General features: G+C 78.9%; 13 protein-coding genes. 9 read left to right on the top strand and 4 right to left on the bottom strand.

Features of this window, described 5'->3' with window-relative positions; all coding sequences use genetic code 11:
* The first annotated feature begins 37 nt into the window (after window positions 1–37).
* Together Q0789_RS06380 and Q0789_RS06375 are read left to right on the top strand one after the other, a co-directional pair.
* Window positions 38–2,890, top strand: coding sequence for an aconitate hydratase (locus tag Q0789_RS06380; RefSeq protein WP_298803271.1), 2,853 nt, complete (start codon window positions 38–40; stop codon window positions 2,888–2,890).
* Window positions 2,883–3,233 (top strand): putative quinol monooxygenase, encoded by a 351-nt coding sequence (locus tag Q0789_RS06375; RefSeq protein WP_298803269.1) that lies wholly within the window; start codon window positions 2,883–2,885, stop codon window positions 3,231–3,233. Before Q0789_RS06380 ends, Q0789_RS06375 begins: the two co-directional genes overlap by 8 nt.
* Window positions 3,234–3,351: 118 nt before the next feature.
* Here the strand turns inward: Q0789_RS06375 and Q0789_RS06370 are convergent, their stop codons facing one another.
* Window positions 3,352–4,254 carry an alpha/beta hydrolase gene (locus Q0789_RS06370; RefSeq protein WP_298803266.1) on the bottom strand — a complete coding sequence of 301 codons (903 nt, stop codon included), beginning with the start codon at window positions 4,252–4,254 and terminating at the stop codon, window positions 3,352–3,354.
* Window positions 4,255–4,480: 226 nt separating this feature from the next.
* Here Q0789_RS06370 and Q0789_RS06365 point away from each other — a divergent pair, with 226 nt between their 5' ends.
* The 5 genes from Q0789_RS06365 (at window position 4,481) to Q0789_RS06345 (ending at window position 12,876) form a co-directional block, all read left to right on the top strand.
* Window positions 4,481–4,864 carry a hypothetical protein gene (locus tag Q0789_RS06365; RefSeq protein ID WP_298803264.1) on the top strand — a complete coding sequence of 128 codons (384 nt, stop codon included), beginning with the start codon at window positions 4,481–4,483 and terminating at the stop codon, window positions 4,862–4,864.
* A 212-nt stretch (window positions 4,865–5,076) separates the two neighbouring features.
* Window positions 5,077–7,113, top strand: a complete 2,037-nt coding sequence (gene dxs / locus Q0789_RS06360; protein ID WP_366917666.1) for a 1-deoxy-D-xylulose-5-phosphate synthase — start codon at window positions 5,077–5,079, stop codon at window positions 7,111–7,113.
* A 116-nt stretch (window positions 7,114–7,229) separates the two neighbouring features.
* A complete protein-coding gene (locus Q0789_RS06355) occupies window positions 7,230–9,623 on the top strand; it encodes a hypothetical protein (protein ID WP_298803259.1) in 2,394 nt (797 codons plus the stop codon).
* Window positions 9,624–9,631: 8 nt separating this feature from the next.
* Window positions 9,632–12,670: a DUF87 domain-containing protein gene (locus tag Q0789_RS06350; RefSeq protein WP_298803257.1), complete on the top strand. Its 3,039-nt coding sequence runs from the start codon at window positions 9,632–9,634 to the stop codon at window positions 12,668–12,670.
* Entirely contained in the window at window positions 12,667–12,876 is a 210-nt protein-coding gene (locus Q0789_RS06345; RefSeq protein ID WP_298803253.1) for a hypothetical protein, read from the top strand. Before Q0789_RS06350 ends, Q0789_RS06345 begins: the two co-directional genes overlap by 4 nt.
* Here the strand turns inward: Q0789_RS06345 and Q0789_RS06340 are convergent.
* From Q0789_RS06340 to Q0789_RS06330, 3 genes are all read right to left on the bottom strand, one after another.
* Window positions 12,867–14,204 carry an HRDC domain-containing protein gene (locus Q0789_RS06340; protein ID WP_298803251.1) on the bottom strand — a complete coding sequence of 446 codons (1,338 nt, stop codon included), beginning with the start codon at window positions 14,202–14,204 and terminating at the stop codon, window positions 12,867–12,869. The genes Q0789_RS06345 and Q0789_RS06340 overlap by 10 nt on opposite strands.
* Before the next feature lie 210 nt (window positions 14,205–14,414).
* Window positions 14,415–15,137, bottom strand: coding sequence for a response regulator transcription factor (locus tag Q0789_RS06335; protein ID WP_298803249.1), 723 nt, complete (start codon window positions 15,135–15,137; stop codon window positions 14,415–14,417).
* Between the two features lie 211 nt (window positions 15,138–15,348).
* Complete coding sequence (locus Q0789_RS06330) at window positions 15,349–15,963, bottom strand: DUF3000 domain-containing protein (protein ID WP_298803247.1); 615 nt, start codon at window positions 15,961–15,963, stop codon at window positions 15,349–15,351.
* Between the two features lie 86 nt (window positions 15,964–16,049).
* Here Q0789_RS06330 and hemE point away from each other — a divergent pair, with 86 nt between their 5' ends.
* Both hemE and hemG read left to right on the top strand, forming a co-directional pair.
* Entirely contained in the window at window positions 16,050–17,207 is a 1,158-nt protein-coding gene (hemE, locus tag Q0789_RS06325; protein ID WP_298803245.1) for a uroporphyrinogen decarboxylase, read from the top strand.
* 8 nt (window positions 17,208–17,215) lie between these two features.
* On the top strand, window positions 17,216–18,868 hold the full coding sequence (gene hemG / locus Q0789_RS06320; protein WP_298803243.1) for a protoporphyrinogen oxidase: 1,653 nt from the start codon (window positions 17,216–17,218) through the stop codon (window positions 18,866–18,868).
* The last annotated feature ends 78 nt before the right edge of the window (window positions 18,869–18,946 follow it).

Raw genomic sequence — 18,946 nt, 5'->3', positions numbered from 1 at the left:
CCATGAGCCAGGTCAGTCAGCGTCGACGGGAGACGACATGAGCACGAGCAGCGACGAGGCCGGCCGCACCGGCCCCGACTCCTTCGGGGCCCGGGGGGTCCTCGAGGTCGGCGGCGGCGAGCACGGCATCTACCGCCTGTCCGCGGTGGAGGGCGCCGAGCGCCTGCCCTACAGCCTCAAGGTGCTGCTGGAGAACCTCCTGCGCACCGAGGACGGCGCCAACGTCACGGCCGACCACGTCCGCGCCCTCGCCGGGTGGGACCCGTCGGCCGAGCCCGACACCGAGATCCAGTTCACGCCCGCGCGCGTCGTCATGCAGGACTTCACCGGTGTCCCGTGCGTCGTCGACCTCGCCACGATGCGCGAGGCGGTCGCGGAGCTGGGCGGCGACCCGTCCCGCATCAACCCGCTCGCGCCGGCCGAGCTCGTCATCGACCACTCGGTCGTCATCGACGTGGCGGGCCGTCCCGACGCCTTCGAGCGCAACGTCGAGATCGAGTACGAGCGCAACGGCGAGCGCTACCAGTTCCTGCGCTGGGGCCAGGGCGCCTTCGACGACTTCAAGGTCGTCCCCCCGGGCACCGGCATCGTCCACCAGGTCAACATCGAGCACCTCGCGCGCGTCGTCTTCGACCGCGACGGCGTCGCCTACCCCGACACGCTCGTCGGCACGGACTCGCACACGACGATGGTCAACGGCCTCGGCGTCCTCGGTTGGGGCGTGGGCGGCATCGAGGCCGAGGCCGCGATGCTGGGCCAGCCGGTGAGCATGCTCATCCCGCGCGTGGTCGGCTTCAAGCTGTCCGGGGAGATCCCCGCGGGCGTCACCGCCACCGACGTCGTGCTGACCATCACCCAGCAGCTGCGGAAGCACGGCGTCGTGGGCAAGTTCGTCGAGTTCTACGGCGAGGGCGTCGCGCAGGTGCCGCTCGCCAACCGCGCCACCATCGGCAACATGAGCCCGGAGTTCGGCTCGACCGCCGCGATCTTCCCCGTCGACGAGGAGACGCTGCGCTACCTGCGCCTCACCGGGCGCAGCGAGGAGCAGGTCGCCCTCGTCGAGGCCTACACCAAGGAGCAGGGCCTCTGGCACGACCCCGCGCAGGAGGCGCGCTACTCGGAGTACCTCGAGCTCGACCTGTCCACGGTCGTGCCGAGCATCGCCGGCCCGAAGCGCCCGCAGGACCGCGTGGCCCTGTCGGAGGCCAAGGAGGCCTTCCGCGGCGCCCTGGCCGACTACGCGCCCCTCGACGAGCAGTCCGACCCGGACGACGCCCCCGCCACGACGGGCGACGGGCAGGACGAGGCGCTCGCCGAGACCTTCCCGGCCAGCGACGCGCCCACGGGCAGCGGCCAGGACGGGTCCGGCGCGCCCGTCGAGGTCGACACCGCCACCCGCCGAGCGTCCCGACGCAGCCCCGTCACGCTGGCCGACGGCACGCGCACCGAGCTCGACCACGGGCACGTCGCCATCGCGTCCATCACCTCCTGCACCAACACCTCGAACCCGACCGTGATGGTCGCGGCGGCGCTGCTCGCCAAGGCCGCCGTCGAGCGGGGCCTCGTCGCCAAGCCGTGGGTGAAGACGTCGCTGGCGCCCGGCTCCAAGGTCGTCATGGACTACTACGCCCGGGCCGGCCTCACGCCGTACCTCGAGAAGCTCGGCTTCCACCTCGTCGGGTACGGCTGCACGACCTGCATCGGCAACTCGGGCCCGCTGGCGCCCGAGGTGTCGAAGGTCGTCAACGACGAGGACCTCGCCGTGGTGTCGGTCCTGTCCGGCAACCGCAACTTCGAGGGTCGGATCAACCCCGACATCAAGATGAACTACCTGGCGAGCCCGCCGCTCGTCATCGCCTACGCGCTCGCCGGGACCATGGACTGGGACCCGGAGACCGAGCCGCTGGGCCAGGACGCCGGCGGCGCCGACGTCTTCCTGAGCGACGTGTGGCCGAGCGCGGCCGAGGTCGACGAGGTCGTCACCGGCTCGATCACGACCGACATGTTCACGAAGGACTACGCCGACGTCTTCGCGGGCGACGACCGGTGGCGCTCGCTGCCCACGCCCGAGGGCGAGACCTTCGCCTGGGACGAGAGCTCGACCTACGTGCGCAAGCCCCCGTACTTCGAGGGCATGGGCGCGGAGCCGGCGCCCCTGTCCGACATCGAGGGCGCGCGGGTGCTCGCGAAGCTCGGCGACTCGGTGACGACCGACCACATCAGCCCGGCCGGGTCCATCAAGGCCGACAGCCCGGCGGGCCGCTACCTCGCCGAGCACGGGGTCGAGCGCGGCGACTTCAACTCCTACGGCTCCCGCCGCGGCAACCACGAGGTGATGATCCGCGGCACCTTCGCCAACATCCGGCTGCGCAACCAGCTCCTCGACGGCGTCGAGGGCGGCTTCACCCGCGACTTCACGCAGGGCGGGGAGCAGACGACGATCTACGACGCCGCGCAGTCCTACGCCGCCGCCGGCACGCCGCTCGTCGTCCTCGCGGGCAAGGAGTACGGCTCGGGCTCCAGCCGCGACTGGGCGGCCAAGGGCACGCGCCTGCTCGGCGTCCGCGCCGTGCTGGCCGAGAGCTACGAGCGGATCCACCGCTCGAACCTCATCGGGATGGGCGTGCTGCCGCTGCAGTACCCCGAGGGCCAGACGGCCGAGAGCCTCGGGCTCGACGGCACGGAGACGTTCTCCGTCGCCGGCGTCACCCAGCTCGACGAGGGCACGACGCCGCGCACGCTGCGCGTCACGGCGACGAAGGGCTCCGGCGAGACCGTCGAGATCGACGCGCGGCTGCGCATCGACACGCCGGGCGAGGCGGACTACTACCGCCACGGCGGGATCCTCCAGTACGTGCTCCGCTCCCTCCTGGGGGCGCCGCGTGGCTGAGGACCTCCTGACGAGCGGCGACCAGCCGGGCTCGTACCCGCCCGGGACCTTCGTCCTGTGGGCGGTGCAGCAGGTCCGCGAGGGGTGCGTCGAGGAGTTCCTCGCCGCCATCGCCGACGACGCGCGGTGCTCGCTGCGCGACGAGCCGGGGTGCCTCTCCTTCACGGTGCACCGCGACGTCGAGGACCCGCTGCGCTTCCACTTCCACGAGGTGTACGCCTCGCGGGAGGCCTTCGAGGTCGACCACCAGGGCTCGGAGCACTTCGCCCGGTGGGACGCCGCGGCGCAGCGCGTCGTCGAGAGCAGCGACGTCCGCTTCGCGGAGGTCGTCGCGCTGCCCTGACGACCCGACGAGGTCGACGACGGCCGCGCACCCCGCCGGGGGTGCGCGGCCGTCGTCGTCCCGGACCGAGGACGGGGGCGTGGGGCGGGGCGGTCGGCGGAGGGCGCGGCGGGAGCCCTCAGGCGGGGGGCTGCCGGACGGCGTCCACGACGTCGTCGGGTCGCTCCTCGGGCACCCAGTGCGAGACGCCCTCCAGGGTGCGCGCGCGGAAGGGACCGGTGACGTGCTCGGCGCAGCGGGCGGCCGTGCCGCGCGCGACGGCCACGTCGCGGTCGCTCCACAGGTACGTCGTCGGCACGTCGACGGGGCCGACCGAGGCCAGGTCGCGGCCCCGCAGCCCGCGGTACCAGGCGAGGGCGCCGGCCAGCGCGCCCGGCGAGGCCAGCGGCGCGAGGTGGGCGTCCACGAGCGGCCGGGGCACCGCGGAGCCGGCGTAGGCGGCCCGCAGGCCGCGGGCGCCGCCCGCCAGCAGGACCCGCTCGGCGACGCCCCGCCGCCGCAGGAGGCCGATGTAGGCGGACCGCCGCCGCTGCTCGCGGTCCTCGCGGAGGCCCGCGGCGAAGGCGCGCGGGTGGGGCACGGACAGGGCGACGAGGTGCTCGACGCGCTCGGGGTGCGCCGCCGCGAGCGCCCAGGCGACGACGGCCCCCCAGTCGTGGCCCACGACGACGGCCCTCTCCACGTCGGCCGCGTCGAGGACGGCCGCGGCGTCGGCGGCCAGCCGCTCGAGCCGGTAGGCGCCGGTCTCCGCCGGCCGCGCGGAGGCGGTGTAGCCGCGCTGCTGCGGCGCGAGGCAGCGGTGGCCGGCCGCGGCGAGGGGCGCCGCGACGGCGTCCCACGACCGCCACGAGGCGGGAAAGCCGTGCAGGAGCAGCACGGGCGACGGCGCGGCGCCGTCGGGCGGCGCCGCGCCCGCGCCGGGGCGCACCTCGTGCACGGGCAGGGCGAGGCCCGCCCCGAGCGTCGCCCACCAGGTGGTGGAGGTCGTCGCGCCGGGGCCGTCGGGCGGGGGAGGGGGCACCCCGGCAGCCTGGTCCGCGGCGCGACCCGGCGCCACCAGCGGCGCGCCGCGAGCTGCTCGGGACGGGGCGGGGGCGGCTGTCGGGGGTCGCGCGCACGATGGGGGCGTGGACGCGGGCGAGGACGAGCGGGAGCGAGGGGTGCGGCCGCCCCCCGGAGGGGCGTCGCGCGGCGGTGGGGCCGGCGGCGCGGAGCGTCCCGGCCGGGGCCGCCCCCCGAGGCCGCCGGTGCGCCTGCGGGCCGGCGGGGGCGGCGCCCCGGCGGGGTGGCCGGCGGAGGTGCCGCCGCCGGGCGCCCCCGGCTGGGAGCGGCGGGCCGCGGCCTGGCTGCTCGACGCCTGCCCGCCGGACTACCGGGGGCACCCCGTCCTCGCCCGCCAGCCCCGGGTCCTCGCGCGCCTGGCCGTCCTGCACGCCGCGGCGCAGCTCGACGGGCTCCGCCGGGCCGTCGCGACGCTGCGGGCCGACCTGTCCGGCGCCGTCGGCCCGCGCGTCGTCGACGAGGCCCTGGAGGCGCTCGAGGCGGAGCGGCTGCGGCTCCTGGACGTCGAGCGCGGCGCGGTCCTCGTCGAGCAGGCGCTGGGCGGGGCGTCCGTCGTGCCGGTGCTCTAGACCCGTGCACCGGGCCGGACGCGCCCGGCGGCGGACGGGTGCGCTGGGGTCGGCCCCGGTCGGCGACCTACAGTGGCAGCCCCCGGGCGGGCGCCCGGGGCGCGGAGACGAGGTGGTGCGCGGTGTCGAGCGCGGAGGCGGCCGGACCGGTCGGCGGGACGTCGGACGACCCGGCCGAGGGGGCGCCGGGGCGGCGGACCGGGTCCGCGGTGGTGCCGACGGGGCCCGCGCCGGTGCTCCCGCGCGTCCGCGGCCCGCAGGACCTGCGCGCCCTCGGCCCCGACGAGCTGCGCCGCCTGGCCGAGGAGGTGCGCGTCCACCTCGTCGAGTCGGTGGCCCGCACCGGCGGCCACCTCGGGCCGAACCTCGGCGTCGTCGAGCTGACCATCGCGGTCCACCGGGTCTTCGACTCGCCCTCCGACACGGTCGTCTTCGACACCGGGCACCAGTCCTACGTGCACAAGCTGCTGACGGGCCGCCAGGACCTGTCGACGCTGCGGACGCGCGGCGGCGTGGCCGGCTACCCCAGCCGCGCCGAGTCGGCCCACGACGTCGTCGAGAACTCCCACGCCAGCACGTCGCTGTCGTGGGCCGACGGCATCGCCCGCGGGCGGGCGCTCACCGGCGAGCCCGGACGGCTCACGGTCGCCGTCGTGGGCGACGGGGCGCTCACGGGGGGCATGGCCTGGGAGGCCCTCAACAACATCGCCGCGGCGCAGGACCGCCCCCTCGTCATCGTCGTCAACGACAACGAGCGCAGCTACGCGCCGACCATCGGCGGTCTGGCGCACCACCTCTCGACGCTGCGGGCGACGCGCGGCTACGAGCGCTTCCTCGGGTGGGGCAAGCAGGCGCTGCGCCGGGGAGGGACCCCGGGCCGCCTCGCCTACGACACCCTCCACGGGGTCAAGAAGGGCCTCAAGGACATCGTCGCCCCCCAGGGGATGTTCGAGGACCTTGGCCTGAAGTACCTCGGCCCGGTCGACGGCCACGACCTCGAGGCGCTCGAGCGGGCGCTCGCGGCCGCCAAGGACTTCGGCGGGCCGGTCATCGTCCACGCGCTGACGAACAAGGGCCAGGGGTACGCCCCCGCGCTCGCCGACGCGGCCGACCAGTTCCACGCGGTCGGGGTCATCGACCCGGTGACGGGGGCGCCGGTGCCCGCCGGCGGTGCGCCGAAGCGGGCCTCCTGGACGTCGGTGTTCGCCGACGAGGTGCTCGAGGTGGCGCGGGAGCGGGACGACGTCGTGGGCGTCACCGCCGCGATGCTCATCCCCGTGGGCCTCCACAAGATGGCCGAGGCGATGCCCGACCGGGTCGTCGACGTCGGCATCGCCGAGCAGCACGCGACGACCTCGGCGGCCGGCATGGCCTTCACCGGCCTGCACCCGGTCGTCGCGGTGTACGCGACCTTCCTCAACCGGGCCTTCGACCAGGTGCTCCTCGACGTCGCCCTGCACCGGGCCGGGGTGACCTTCGTCCTCGACCGCGCCGGGATCACCGGGCCGGACGGGCCCAGCCACCACGGCATGTGGGACATGGCGCTCCTGCAGCACGTCCCGGGCCTGCGCCTGGCGGCGCCGCGCGACGGGGCGACGCTGCGCGAGGAGCTGCGCGAGGCCGTCGCCGTCGACGACGCGCCCACGGTCGTGCGCTTCCCCAAGGGCTCCGCGCCGGAGGACGTCCCGGCCCTCGAGCGCCTCGGCGCGACGGGGGCGTGGGGCGCCCCGGAAGTGCTGGCGCGCAGCGGCGCCCGCCGTGGCCACGGCGGGGCGGACGTCCTCGTCGTCGCCGTCGGCGCCCTCGCGGGGCTCGGCCTGGACGTCGGACGTCGCCTCGACGCCCAGGGCGTGTCCTCGACCGTCGTCGACCCGCGCTGGGTCCTGCCCGTGCACCCCGCGCTGCTGGAGGCGTGCGCGGCGCACCGCCTCGTCGTCGTCGTCGAGGACGGGCTGCGCACCGGGGGCGTCGGCTCGCGGCTGCGCGACGAGCTGGCCGACGCGGGCGTGCGGGTCGACGTCCGCTGCGTCGGCGTGCCGGTCGCCTTCGTCGACCACGCCGAGCGGGCGCAGGTCCTCGAGGAGCTGGGCATCACCGCCCAGGACGTCGCCCGCGACGTGCTCGGGCGGGTGGCCGCCCTCGACGGCGACGGCGACGGCGACGGCGACGCCGAGGCCGAGGACGGCGGCGCGACGGGGCGTCCCCGCAGCGGGGCCCCGGCGGAGCGGACGGCCCGCCGGGAGCCGTGAGCGCCGTCGCCTGAGGGCGTCGCCCGGCGCCGGCCGAGGGCGTCCCGGGGCCTTCACAGGGCGCCGACAGGTGGCTAGCGTGCCGCCACCTCGTCGACGACCCCCCGGAGATCGCGATGGTCACCAGCGCGGACACGCCCCTCCTGCCGCCCGTCGGCCCCGAGACCCTCGGCGCGCTGGGCTGGCGCCGCGAGCTGCTGGGCGTGGAGGTCGTCCCGCCGCCGACGCCCCCGCCGCTGCCGGACCACGCCCACCGGCAGCTGCAGGAGCGGGCCGACGCCGACCTCGCGCACCTGGCGGCGGTCGAGGCGGACGCGGCCGGCCGGCTGCGCGCCGTGCGCCGCCCGGCCCTGGCCGCCCTGGTGGCGGCGGGGGCGGGTGGCCTGCTGCTCCTGGCGCTCGTCGTGGCCCTCGCCCTCCTCGGGACCGACCCGACCCCGGCGGAGCTGGAGGGCTGGCCGACCGTCCTGCTCCTGCTGTGCCTGGTGTCCCCGCTGCTCGCCGCCCCCGCCGTCCACGCCCGACGGCGGCCGGCGGGGCGTGCCGCCGGGATCGGACGGCTGCTCGGCACCGCCGTCGTGGCCGTGCTCCTCGCGGGCGGCCTCGCCCTCCTCGTCGTCGTCCTGCTGAGGGCGCTGGGCGGCGTGCCCGGCGACGACCCCTGGCTGCAGTGGGCCAGCGCGGCGGTCTTCCCCCTCGTCCCGCTGGCCGCGGGGGTGCTCGGCCTGCTGCGGCGCCCCCTCGTCCTGCGCGGCGGTGCGCGCGGTGCGCCGGCGCACCTCGAGCGGTGGCCCGCCCCCCTCCTGCGGTCCTGGCTCGACGAGCGGGAGCGCCGCGCCGACGCACGGCGCCGCGCCTCGGCGCTCGCGGCCCAGGTGCGGGAGGAGCACGTGCGCCTCGACCGCGACCACGAGGAGCGCTGCGCCCTGCACGCGCGGCGCCTCGAGGACTTCGAGCCCCTGCGTCCCGTCCTGCCCCCGCCGGGCCGCACCGTCGTCCTGGGCGGCGCCCCGCGCGAGCGCGGCGACGTCGTCCACCACCTCGTCGCCGCGGCCTGCCTGCGCGGGCAGGACGTCTGGGTGCTCGACCTCGAGGGGGCCGGCGCGCTCGACCGCACCCGGGCCGAGGCGGCGGCCCGCGGCCGCCCGCTGCTCGACCTCGACCTCGCCGGCGGGGCGGACGCCGTCGCCCTCGTCGAGGGGGCGGCGGACGAGGACGAGGAGCTGGTGGAGGCGCTGACGGCCGCGTCCGCGCCGGCGCTCGGACCCGGCGACGCGGGCACCGCCGAGCACACCCTGCGGGTGCTCGTCGGCCACCTCCGCCGCCACGGGGGCGCACCGACGGTGGACGGCGTCCGGAGCGCGCTCGAGGAGCTCCTCGGGGCGCCCGTGGACGGTGGGGGCCCGACCGCGTCGCCGGTCGCCCCGACCACCTCGCACGACGACTTCGGCGACCCGGGGGCGGGCGCGGCGCCGCAGCCGTTGTCCGACGCCGACCCCGCCCCCCACCACGCCCCGGGCCCCCGCCCGGCGGTGGCCGACCTCTTCACGCGGCGCGAGACCGAGCAGGCGCACCCCACGTGGTCCGCGCTGCGCCTGGCGCTGCGGTCCCTCGCCGGCGAGGAGGCCGCGGGGCACGGGCCGTCCGGGCGGTGGCAGGGCCCGGAGGTACGCGGGGCGCTGCTGCGCCGCGAGGGGTCCGTGCTCGTCACCGTGCCGCCCGTCCTCGCGCGCCGGCCGCTCGCCGTCCGGAGGGCCGCGGCGCTGGCGGCGGCGGGCGAGGCCGTCCGGCGCGGACTGGCCCCCGGCGGCCTCGTCGTCGTGGGCGCGGAGCGGCTGGCGCTGGAGGAGCTGCGGCGGCTGGCGGACGTCACGAGCGCCGTCGACGCGCCGCTGCGCCTGTGCGCGGCCGAGCTCGACGAGGTGCTCGAGCCGATGCTGCGCGGGCGCGCCACCCTGGCCGCCTTCGGCGGGCACGGCGCCCAGGCCGCCGAGCGGCTGGCCGACCTCTTCGGCAAGGAGTGGACGGAGCGGGAGACGTCGGTGACGAGCACCATCTCCCAGGCCCAGACCGAGCAGCGCACGACCGCCAGCGGGCGCTCGCGGTCCAGCAGCCGGAGCGGCGGGACCTCGCAGCACGAGACGATGGTCGAGAACGGGCTCGGGCTCTTCTTCGCCGACTCCCGCTCCCGTCAGCGCGGCAGCTCGCGGTCGCAGGGGTGGTCGGAGACCGACGGCGAGTCGTGGTCGGAGAGCGAGGGGACGGGGACCTCGCGCGGGACGTCGGACGGCACGACGCGGTCGCGCTCCTACGACAGCCTCGCGGTGCTGGAGCGCCTCAACGCCCTGCCTCCGTACACGATGCTCGTGAAGCGCGACGGCACCACCGGCGTCCTGGACCTCTACGCCGACCAGCCGGTGCCCCCGTCGCTCTTCGCCCCGGCGAGGCGAGCGTCCCTCCCCGCCGAGGGGGAGCCCGAGGCGTCGTCACGCCCGGCGGAGCCCGTGTGAGCACCGCCGTGAGCGCGGGACCCGCTGCGGCTGAGGACGACTGGCGACGGGTGCTCGCCCCCGCGGGCGAGGAGGCGGTGCTGCACGAGGTGGTCGGCGTCGTCCGCCGGGACGGGCGGGCGGCGGCGGACGCCGTCGCGCGGTCGCTCGCGACCGCCTGGCAGGCGGGCGCCCGGGTGACGTCGGTGTGGCACCGCGCGGCCCACGGCCCCTTCCGGGTGTGGGTGGGCGGGACGCGCGGCTTCCCGGCCGCCCGCGCGGACGCCCGGGGCCACCACGTGCAGTGGCCCCCGGGGACGCGCTCGTGCGGCGCCGCGCCCCTGGCCGCCGTCGTCGCGGCGGCCGACCAGCCGTGCTGGGTCCGGGTGGGCGCGGTGGTCGACGTCGAGCGCCCCCGCGCCGAGGACGGCCCCGGCCGCGGGGACGCGGAGCCGCTCCTGGAGGAGGCCCTCGGGCACCTCGTCGACCACGCCGCCACGGTCGTCGTCGTCGGCGTGCCCCTCGGCGACGACGCGGTGGAGGCCGAGGTGGCCTCCGCGGCCGAGGCCCTCGACGCCAGTGCCCGCGGGGAGCGTCGCGCCGGTGCCGACCTGCTGGGCGCCGTGGCCCGCGCCCAGCTGGCGGAGAGGACGGCGGCGCGCGCGTCGGGCCTGTGGCGGGTCCACGTGCTGGTCGGCGCGCAGGACGAGGCGGCTCTGCGCCGCGTCGCCGGGCTCTGGGCGGCGGCGGCCTCCGGCGCCGGGGCGGGGGTGCGCTACCTCGCCGCGCCGACGGGGCCGACGGGGCGGCTGCCCGACGTCCTCGCGTCCCCGGTCGACGCGGCCTCGGCGCACGCCCCGGCGTCGCCCTTCGTCGCCGGCACGCCCGCGCTCGCCGCCCTCTGCCGCCCCCCGGTCGTGGAGGTGCCCGGGGTGGAGGTGCGCGCGGCCAACCCCTTCGACGTCGCGTGGCCAGCCGCGGTGCGCGGGCCGTCCCTGCCGCTGGGGGCCGTCGTCGACGCCTCGGGCTCCCCGGTGGGCGACCTCGAGGTGCCCTTCGGCGAGCTCGCCCGCCACACCTTCGTCCACGGGTCGACGGGCGCCGGGAAGAGCCGGACGGTGCGCCACCTGCTCACCGAGCTCACCCGGCGGGGGGTGCCCTGGACCGTGCTGGAGCCGGCCAAGGCCGAGTACGCGACGGGCATGGCCGCGCGCCTGGCGGCGGCCGGGGACCTGCCGGACGAGTCGCTGCGGGCCGTCCACGTCGTGCGCCCCGGTGACGCCGGCGCCACGCCCGTGTCGATCAACCCCCTGGAGCCCGAGCCGGGGCACCTCCAGCAGGCCCACCTCGACGTCGCGGTCGACGTCATGGTCGCCGCCTTCGACGCCGAGTCGCCCTTCCCCGAGGTCCTCGTCCAAGCGGCCGACCGCTGCGTGCGGGAGGCCGGGTGGGAGCCCGGCCTCTCCGAGCCCGCGGGGCCGTGGGCGCGCGACGGCGTCGTCCACGCGCACCCGGGCGTGGAGGAGCTGGTGGCCGCCTGCCACCGGGTCGTCGACGAGAAGGGCTACGGCCGCGAGGTCGCGAGCAACGTGCACGGCTTCGTCGACATGCGCCTGGGCGCCCTCACCACCGGCACTCGGCGGGCCGCCTTCAGCAGCGGCTACCCGCTGGACCTGCGGCAGGTGCTGCGGCGCAACGTCGTCCTCGAGCTGCAGGACCTCGGGGCCGACGCCGACCGCGCCCTCTTCATGGGCCTCTTCCTCGCGCGCCTGGCGGAGGCCGTGCGCGTGCGCCACCGGGACGACCCCCGGCCGGGGGAGCTGCGCGGGGTGGTGGTCGTCGAGGAGGCCCACCGCCTGCTGCGCGACCCCGCGCGGCTCTCGCCCGCGGCCGCCCGGGCCGTCGGGGCCTTCACCGACCTGCTCGCCGAGGTGCGCGCCTACGGCGTCGGCCTCGTCGTGGCCGAGCAGGTGCCGACCTCGCTCGCGCCCGAGGTGGTGAAGAACACCGCCGTGAAGATCTCCGGCCGCACGCCGGCGGCCGACGACCGCGAGGTCGTCGGCCGCGCCACCGGCATGGACGAGGAGCAGTCCGCCCACGTGGTCTCCCTGCCCCCCGGGCGCTTCGCCGTCCACACGTCCTCCTGCGACGCCCCCGTGCTCGTCGACGTCCCCCTCGCCCCCGAGGAGGGAGGGCCCCCGCCGGCGGACCCGGCGCCGCTCGTGGGGCCTCTGCCCGCCTGGTACGGCCCCGTCCGCGCGCCGGGGGCGCTGCGCCAGCGGGACGTCGCGCGGGGGGCGCAGGTGGCGGCCGAGCCGCTGCTGGGCCTGCTCGTCGACACGTGGACCGTGGCGGCGCTGACGGGGCTGGTGCCGCCGCGGCTCGTGCCCGCGGCGCGCGAGGCCCTGGTGGCCGGGTGGCGCGGCGCGGCCGGCGAGGCGGCCGTCGCCGGGCTGGCGTGGTCGTGCGTGCGCGCCCGGCGCTCGGTGCTGGGCGCCGCCCCGCCCGAGGAGGTGGCCACCGGCGTGGCGGCCGGGGTGCTCGCCGGCCTGCGGGGCGAGCCGGCCGCCCCCGTGCCGGCGCGGTGGGCCTCCCGGGCGTGGGCGCACGGCGTCGCGGCCAAGGTGCTCCGCCCGGCCGACGGCACCACGGCGGAGGCGCTGTCCGCGGCCGCGCGGGGCCCCTGGCTCGAGGAGGTGCTCGGGCTGCGTCCGGACGAGCCGGCGCGGGCGGAGTGGGAGCGGCTGGCGGCGACCTCGACCTACGCGGCCGACAGCGCGTGGCGGGTGCTCGCGGGCGTGCCGGCCGACCGGGGACCGCTGGTCTCCGCGGCGACCGCGCTCGGTCGCACCCCCGTCCAGGCCCTGGCGCACCTCGCGCGCCGGGTGGAGGACCCCGCCGCCGTCGACCGGCTCGGCGTGGAGCGGGCCGCCGCCGACCCCACGCGCCGCCCCGCTCGGCCCGCGGCGGACGCCGGCGCCGCGGTCGGGCGCCGGGCGGCACGGACGGCGAGCCCCGCAGCAGCCGCTGCCGGCGGAGGAGGACCGCAGGAGGGACAGGGTCGATGAGCGAGATGCACGGCGAGACGACGGAGCCGGAGGCGGTCCCGGACACCGGCTTCTACGGCGACGGGCCGCAGCAGGGCACCCTCGAGGCGGCCGACGACCGCGACGGGCTCTACGGAGACGGCCCCGGGCAGGGCGTCGAGACGAGCGGGAGCGAGCTGGGGGACTTCCACTCCGACTCGCCCCTGGGGGAGGACCCCTACGGCTGAGCCGCCCCGCTCCCGGCGCCTGTTCTCCCGGTCTCCGGGCGCATCGCCGCGGCCAGGTCCGGCGCCAGGAGGTCGACCTGCCACGGGCGGGCGCCGCCCGCGGCCAGGGCGCGGCGCAGGCCGGCCTCGTCGAGCGGGGAGGGCGGCTCCCAGCAGGTGCGCCGCAGCAGGTCCGGCTGCAGGAGGTTCTCGACGGGGACGTCCAGCTCCTCGGACCGGGCGGCGACGACGTCGCGCGCCGCGGCCAGGCGCGCCGCGGCGGCCGGGTCCTTGTCCTTCCACGAGCGCGGGGGCGGGGGCCCGATGGACGGCGTGGAGGTGGGGGGCAGGTCGCGCTCGGGCAGCGCCTGGCCGCGGCGCACCGCCTCGAGCCAGGTGGCCGCGCGCCGCCGGTTGGCCGGGCCCGAGAAGACGGGCAGGGCGGCCAGCGCCGCCGGGGAGGTCGGCATCGCCGTCGCGGCCGCGACGACGGCGCGGTCGGGCAGCACGCGGCCGGGGGAGACGTCGCGGCGCTGGGCGATGCGCTCGCGCTCCTCCCACAGCTCGCGGACGACGGCGAGCTGGCGCCGGGAGCGGACGGCGTGCAGCCCCGAGGTGCGGCGCCAGGGGTCCGTGCGCGGCGGGGCGGGCGGCGCGTCGCGGACCGCGGCGAACTCCTGCCGGGCCCAGTCGAGCTTGCCCTGCTCGTCGAGCACGGCGAGGAGCGCGTCCCGCAGCGGCAGGAGCAGCTCGACGTCGAGGGCCGCATACCGCAGCCACGGCTCGGGCAGCGGGCGCGTGGACCAGTCGACCGCCGAGTGCTCCTTGGCCAGGTCGACGCCGAGGAGGCGCTGGAGGACCGCCGCGAGGCCCACGCGGGGGAAGCCGGCGAGACGGGCGCCGAGCTCGGTGTCGACGAGGTCGCCGCCCGGGCGCATCCCGACGTCGGCGAGGCACGGCAGGTCCTGCCCGGCGGCGTGGAGCACCCACTCGGCGTCGCCGGCGGCGTCGGCGAGGACGGACAGGTCGGGCAGCGCGTCGGGGTCGACGAGCAGCGTGCCCGTGCCCGCCCGGCGCAGCTGGACGAGGAAGGCGCGCTGGCCGTAGCGGTAGCCCGAGGCCCGCTCGGCGTCGACGGCCAGGGGACCGGTGCCCGCGGCGAGGCGCTCCGCGGCGTCGGCGAGGGCCGCGGGGTCGGCCACGACCTCCGGGACGCCCTCGGCGGGCTCGGTGAGCACCGGCAGCGCCGGCGCGGCGTCCTCGGAAGCCGTCGAGGCGTCACCGCTCCCGGGGGCGGCGGCGGGGCCGGGCGGCGCCGCCGCCGCCGTGCGGGGCTGGCCGTCGGTCATGGGGCCACCGTAGGCCCGTCCGCCGCGGTGCCCCGCTCGGTGGAGGGGGAGGTGCTGACGTCGGTGCCGATGTCGGCGCCGGGGTCGGTGCGGGCGGGCGCGGCGGTCGCCCTCCCGGCCCGGTCGCGCGACCGCCGCGCACCCGGTGCGGGTGCGCGGCGGCGGAGGCGCGTCGTCGGGGCCGTCGGGGCGCGCGGCCGGGTCGGGCGGTCAGCTGACGAGGCCCGCCCGCAGGGTGATGGCGACCATCTCGGCGCGGTCGCCGGTGCGCAGCTTGCGGGCGATCCGGGCGAGGTGGCTCTTGACCGTGAGGGCGGACAGGCCGAGCGCCTCGCCGACGTCGCGGTTCGAGCGGCCCTCGGCGACGAGGGAGATGACCTGGACCTCGCGCTCGGAGAGGTCCTCCCACGCGCCCGTGGGCGGCACGGCGTCGAGGCGGCGCACCGGGCGCAGGGGGCCGCCGTCCTCGTCGACCGGGTCGACGACGAGGTAGCAGCGGGCGCCCGCGGCCAGGGCGGCGCCCGCGGCGGCGGCGGCGTCGGCGCCCTCGCGGCGGTGGTCGACGACGACGGTCGTCGCCCACCCGCCCGCGGCGGTCTCGCGGACGAGGCCGAGACCGGTCCCGCCCCCGAAGGACGGCTGGACGACGGCCACGGCGCCGGTGCGGCGGGTGGCGAGGGTGCGGGCGGCGGCCGCGTCGGGAGCGGCCAGGACCTCGCGGGCGCCGAGGGCGCGCAGCACGCGGACGGCGGCCCGGCGCAGCGACGACGAGGACAGCGCGACGAGGGCGGTGCCCCGCTCGCCGGCGAGGCCCTCGCGCGTGCGGGGCTGCTGGCTCGGGATGCGGGCGACCGCGGGCGCGGCCGGGCGGGCGCCGGTGCGGACGGCGGTCGGCGCGGCGGGCCGTGCGGTGGGCGGCAGGACGGCGGACACGAGGGCTCCCTTCGCAGCGCCCCTCCATGGGCGCTGTCAGGAGTCCCATCGGCACACCCGTCCGGCCGCTTGAGCGGTCGTCGGGGGTGTGCTGCACGGGTCCTGGCGGTACGGGCCCGTCGGCGCGGGCCTCCTCGTCGGCGGCCCCGTCGGCGCGGGGCTCGTCGGTGCGGGGCTCGTCGGTGCGGGGCGGTGCCCGTGCGGCGGTCCGTCAGCGGGCGCGGCGGGGGAGGGCGGTGACGCCCGCGGGCAGCGGCGGCAGGCCGGCCACCGTGCAGAGCAGGTGGTCGGCCCACGCGCGCAGGTGGTCGCCGACCGCGTCCGGCCCGCCGAGCGGGGACCAGGAGGCGCGGACCTCGAGCTCGACGGTCGGCTCGCGCTCGGCGAGGCTGCCGTAGCTGTCGGACAGGACCCGCGTCACGGTGCCCCCGGCGGCGGCGTGCTCGACGCCACCCTCGGCGAGCGCGTCGACGAACCAGGACCAGCCGACGTCCCCGAGCAGCGGGTCGGCGCCGGTCTCGGGGTCGAGCTCGGCCCGGGCGAAGGTGACGACGCGCAGGTCGCCCTCCCAGGCCTCCTGGCCGGCGGGGTCGTGCAGCAGCACGAACCGGCCCGTGGCGAGGTCCTCGTCGTCGCCGGCGCGGGCGACGTCGGCCGACAGCGCGACGGCGAAGGGCGCCACCCGGGCGGGGGCGGGCACCTCGGCCAGCCGCACCTCCGGGCGGGGGCGGGCGGCGCGCAGGCTGGCCGTGCAGCGCTCGACGACGGAGCCGCTGCCGGCGCCGGCGGTGCCGCGCCCGCCCTGCCTGCTCCCGTGCCCGTCCACGCGCCGCACGGTAGGCCGCTGCGGGCGGACGGGGGCGGACCCGCGGCCCCGCCACGCCGGTGAGCACACCGTGGGACCATCGGCGGGTGCCCGACACCACCCGCACCTCCGCCCCCGCCGACGCCGCCGCCGACGCGGGGGGGACCGGCCGGGCCGGTGCCGACGTCACCGCGGCCGTCGCGGCGGGAGGGCCCTCCGCCGCTGCCGCGGCTGAGGGGCCCTTCGCCGCAGCCGCCGCGGGACGGCGGGGCTCGCGGACCCCGGTGTGGTTCATGCGCCAGGCGGGCCGCTCCCTGCCCGAGTACCGGGCCGCGCGGGCGGGCACGGCGATGCTCGAGGCCTGCCGCACCCCCGAGCTCGTCACCGAGATCACGCTGCAGCCGGTGCGCCGCTACGGCGTCGACGCAGCCGTCCTCTACAGCGACATCGTCGTGCCGCTGGCGGCCGCGGGCGTCGACCTCGACATCGTCCCCGGCACCGGTCCCGTCATCGCCGCCTCCGTGCGGACGGCCGCCGACGTCGACGCCCTGCCCGTCCTCGACCCCGCGCAGGTCGGCTTCGTCGACGAGGCGGTGCGGATGCTCGTGCCCGAGCTCGGCGACGTGCCGCTGCTCGGCTTCGCGGGCGCCCCCTTCACCCTCGCCAGCTACCTCGTCGAGGGCGGCCCGAGCCGCCACCACGAGGCCACGAAGGCGATGATGTACGGCGACCCAGGCCTGTGGCACGCGCTCATGGAGCGGCTCGCCGCGCTGACGACGACGTTCCTGCGCGTGCAGGTCGAGGCCGGCGCCCGGGCCGTGCAGCTCTTCGACTCCTGGGTCGGCGCCCTGCCGCTCGCCGACTACCGGCGCTACGTCCTCCCGCACTCGACGGCGGTGCTCGACGGCGTGGCCGACCTCGGCGTGCCCCGCATCCACTTCGGCACCGGGACGGGCGAGCTCCTCGGCGCCATGGCCGAGGCGGGGCCCGAGGTCGTCGGCGTCGACTTCCGCGTCCCGCTCGACGAGGCCGCCCGACGGACGGCCGCCGCCGTCGGCCGACCGGTGCCCCTCCAGGGCAACCTCGACCCCGCCGCCCTCTTCGCCCCGTGGCCCGTGGTGCGCGAGCGCGTGCTCGAGGTCCTCGAGGCGGGGCGGGCCGCCCCGGGCCACGTCTTCAACCTCGGCCACGGGGTCTTGCCGTCGACGGACCCCGACGTGCTCGCGCGGGTCGTCGACCTCGTGCACGAGACGACGACCCGCTGAGCGGCGCCGTGCCCGCAGGCGGTCACGGGGTGGGCGGTCACGGCCCGGACGTCGCCCCGGTCGTCGTGGTGGGGGCCGGCATCAGCGGTCTCGTGGCGGCCCGCGAGCTGCGCCGCGGGGGCGCTCAGGTGCTCGTGCTCGAGGCCGCGGAGCGCGTCGGCGGCGTCATGTCCCGTGGCCCGGTGGAGGTGCCCGGCCGGGCGGAGCCGCTCGTCGTCGACCTCGGGCCCGAGTCGCTGCTCGCCCGGCGCCCCGAGGCCGTCGCGCTGCTGGACGAGCTCGGCCTCGCGGGCGAGGTCGAGCACCCGGAGGCCGTGCCCGCGGCCGTGGCCTCGCGGGGGCGCCTGCACGACCTGCCGCCCGGCACGACGATGGGCGTGCCGCGCTCGACCGCCCACCTGGCGGGGCTGCTGACGCCGGCCGAGGTCGCCCGCGTGGCCGCCGAGGAGCGCGTGGCCCCGCTCCCCGCCGACGACGTCGACGTGGCCTCGTGGGTCGCGGGGCGCGTGGGGCGCGCCGTCGTCGACCGCCTCGTCGAGCCGCTGCTCGGCGGCGTCTACGCCGGCAGCGCGAGCGCCCTGTCGCTGCGCGCCACCGTCCCGGCGCTGTGGGACGTCGCCGTCCGCGGCGAGCCGCTCCTGCGTCCCGGGGCGGCGGCGAGCGGAGGGAGCGCCGGCGGGGCGGCGACGGCGCCGGCGGGCGCCCCGACCACCGCGGGCGCCCCGGCGGCCGGACCCGTCTTCGCGGGGGTGCGGGGCGGTGTCGCCCGGCTCGCCGAGGAGGTCGCCGCCCAGCTCGTCCGCGAGGGCGTCGAGGTGAGCCTCGGGACGCCCGCCACCTCGCTCGAGCCGCTGCCCACGCCGTCGTCCGGGCCGGCCTCCGGGCCGTCCGCGCCCCTGTCCGGGTCGGGCGGCCGCTGGGTCGTCGGCACCCCCGCCGGACCGGTGGTGGCGAGCGCCGTCGTCGTCGCGCTGCCCGCGCCCGCGGCCGCCCGGCTGCTGCGGGGGGCGGCGCCCGTCGCCGCCGCGGCGCTCGCGCAGGTCAAGACCGCCAGCAGCGCCATCGCCACGCTCGTCGTCCCGGGGCGGGTGCTCGCGGGGGCGGGACGCTCCGGGCTCCTCGTGCCGCCCGTGGACGGCCGCCTCGTCAAGGCCTCGACGTTCTCGAGCGTGAAGTGGCGCTGGCTCGCCCGCTCCGCGGCCGCGGGGAGGACGTCCGGGCGGGACGAGGAGGCCCCGCCGGCCGTGCTGCGCGCGTCCATGGGGCGAGCGGGGGAGGAGGCCGTCCTCGACCGGGAGGACGCGGACCTGCTCCGCGCGTCGGCCGCCGAGCTGGGCGAGCTGCTCGGCGGGCCCGGCTCCCCGGCGTTGCCGGTGCTGGGCGGCCGCGTCGTGCGCTGGCGGGACGGGCTGCCGCAGTACGGCCCCGGCCACCTCGACCTCGTCGCCCGCGCGCTCGCCGACGTGGCCGCCCGCCCCGGGCTGGCCGTCGCGGGCTCGGCGTACGAGGGCGTCGGCGTCCCCGCGTGCGTCGCGTCCGGCCGCCGGGCCGCGGCGCGGCTCCTCGCCCAGACCGCTCTCGCAGCCGCACCGGTCGCCGGGGTCCGCGGGGCCCCTCCCGCCGGGCCCGCGCCGGAGCGGCCTGGGACCATGGACGCGTGAGCCAGACGACCAGCGACGCGTCCACCAGCACCTCGTCCGCCCCGGAGGCGGCCGCCGCGGCGGCCCCCACCTCGGCGG

This window comes from uncultured Pseudokineococcus sp., from assembly GCF_947499845.1.
Classification (GTDB): domain Bacteria; phylum Actinomycetota; class Actinomycetes; order Actinomycetales; family Quadrisphaeraceae; genus Pseudokineococcus.
This window is presented reverse-complemented; position numbering and strand designations above follow the sequence as displayed.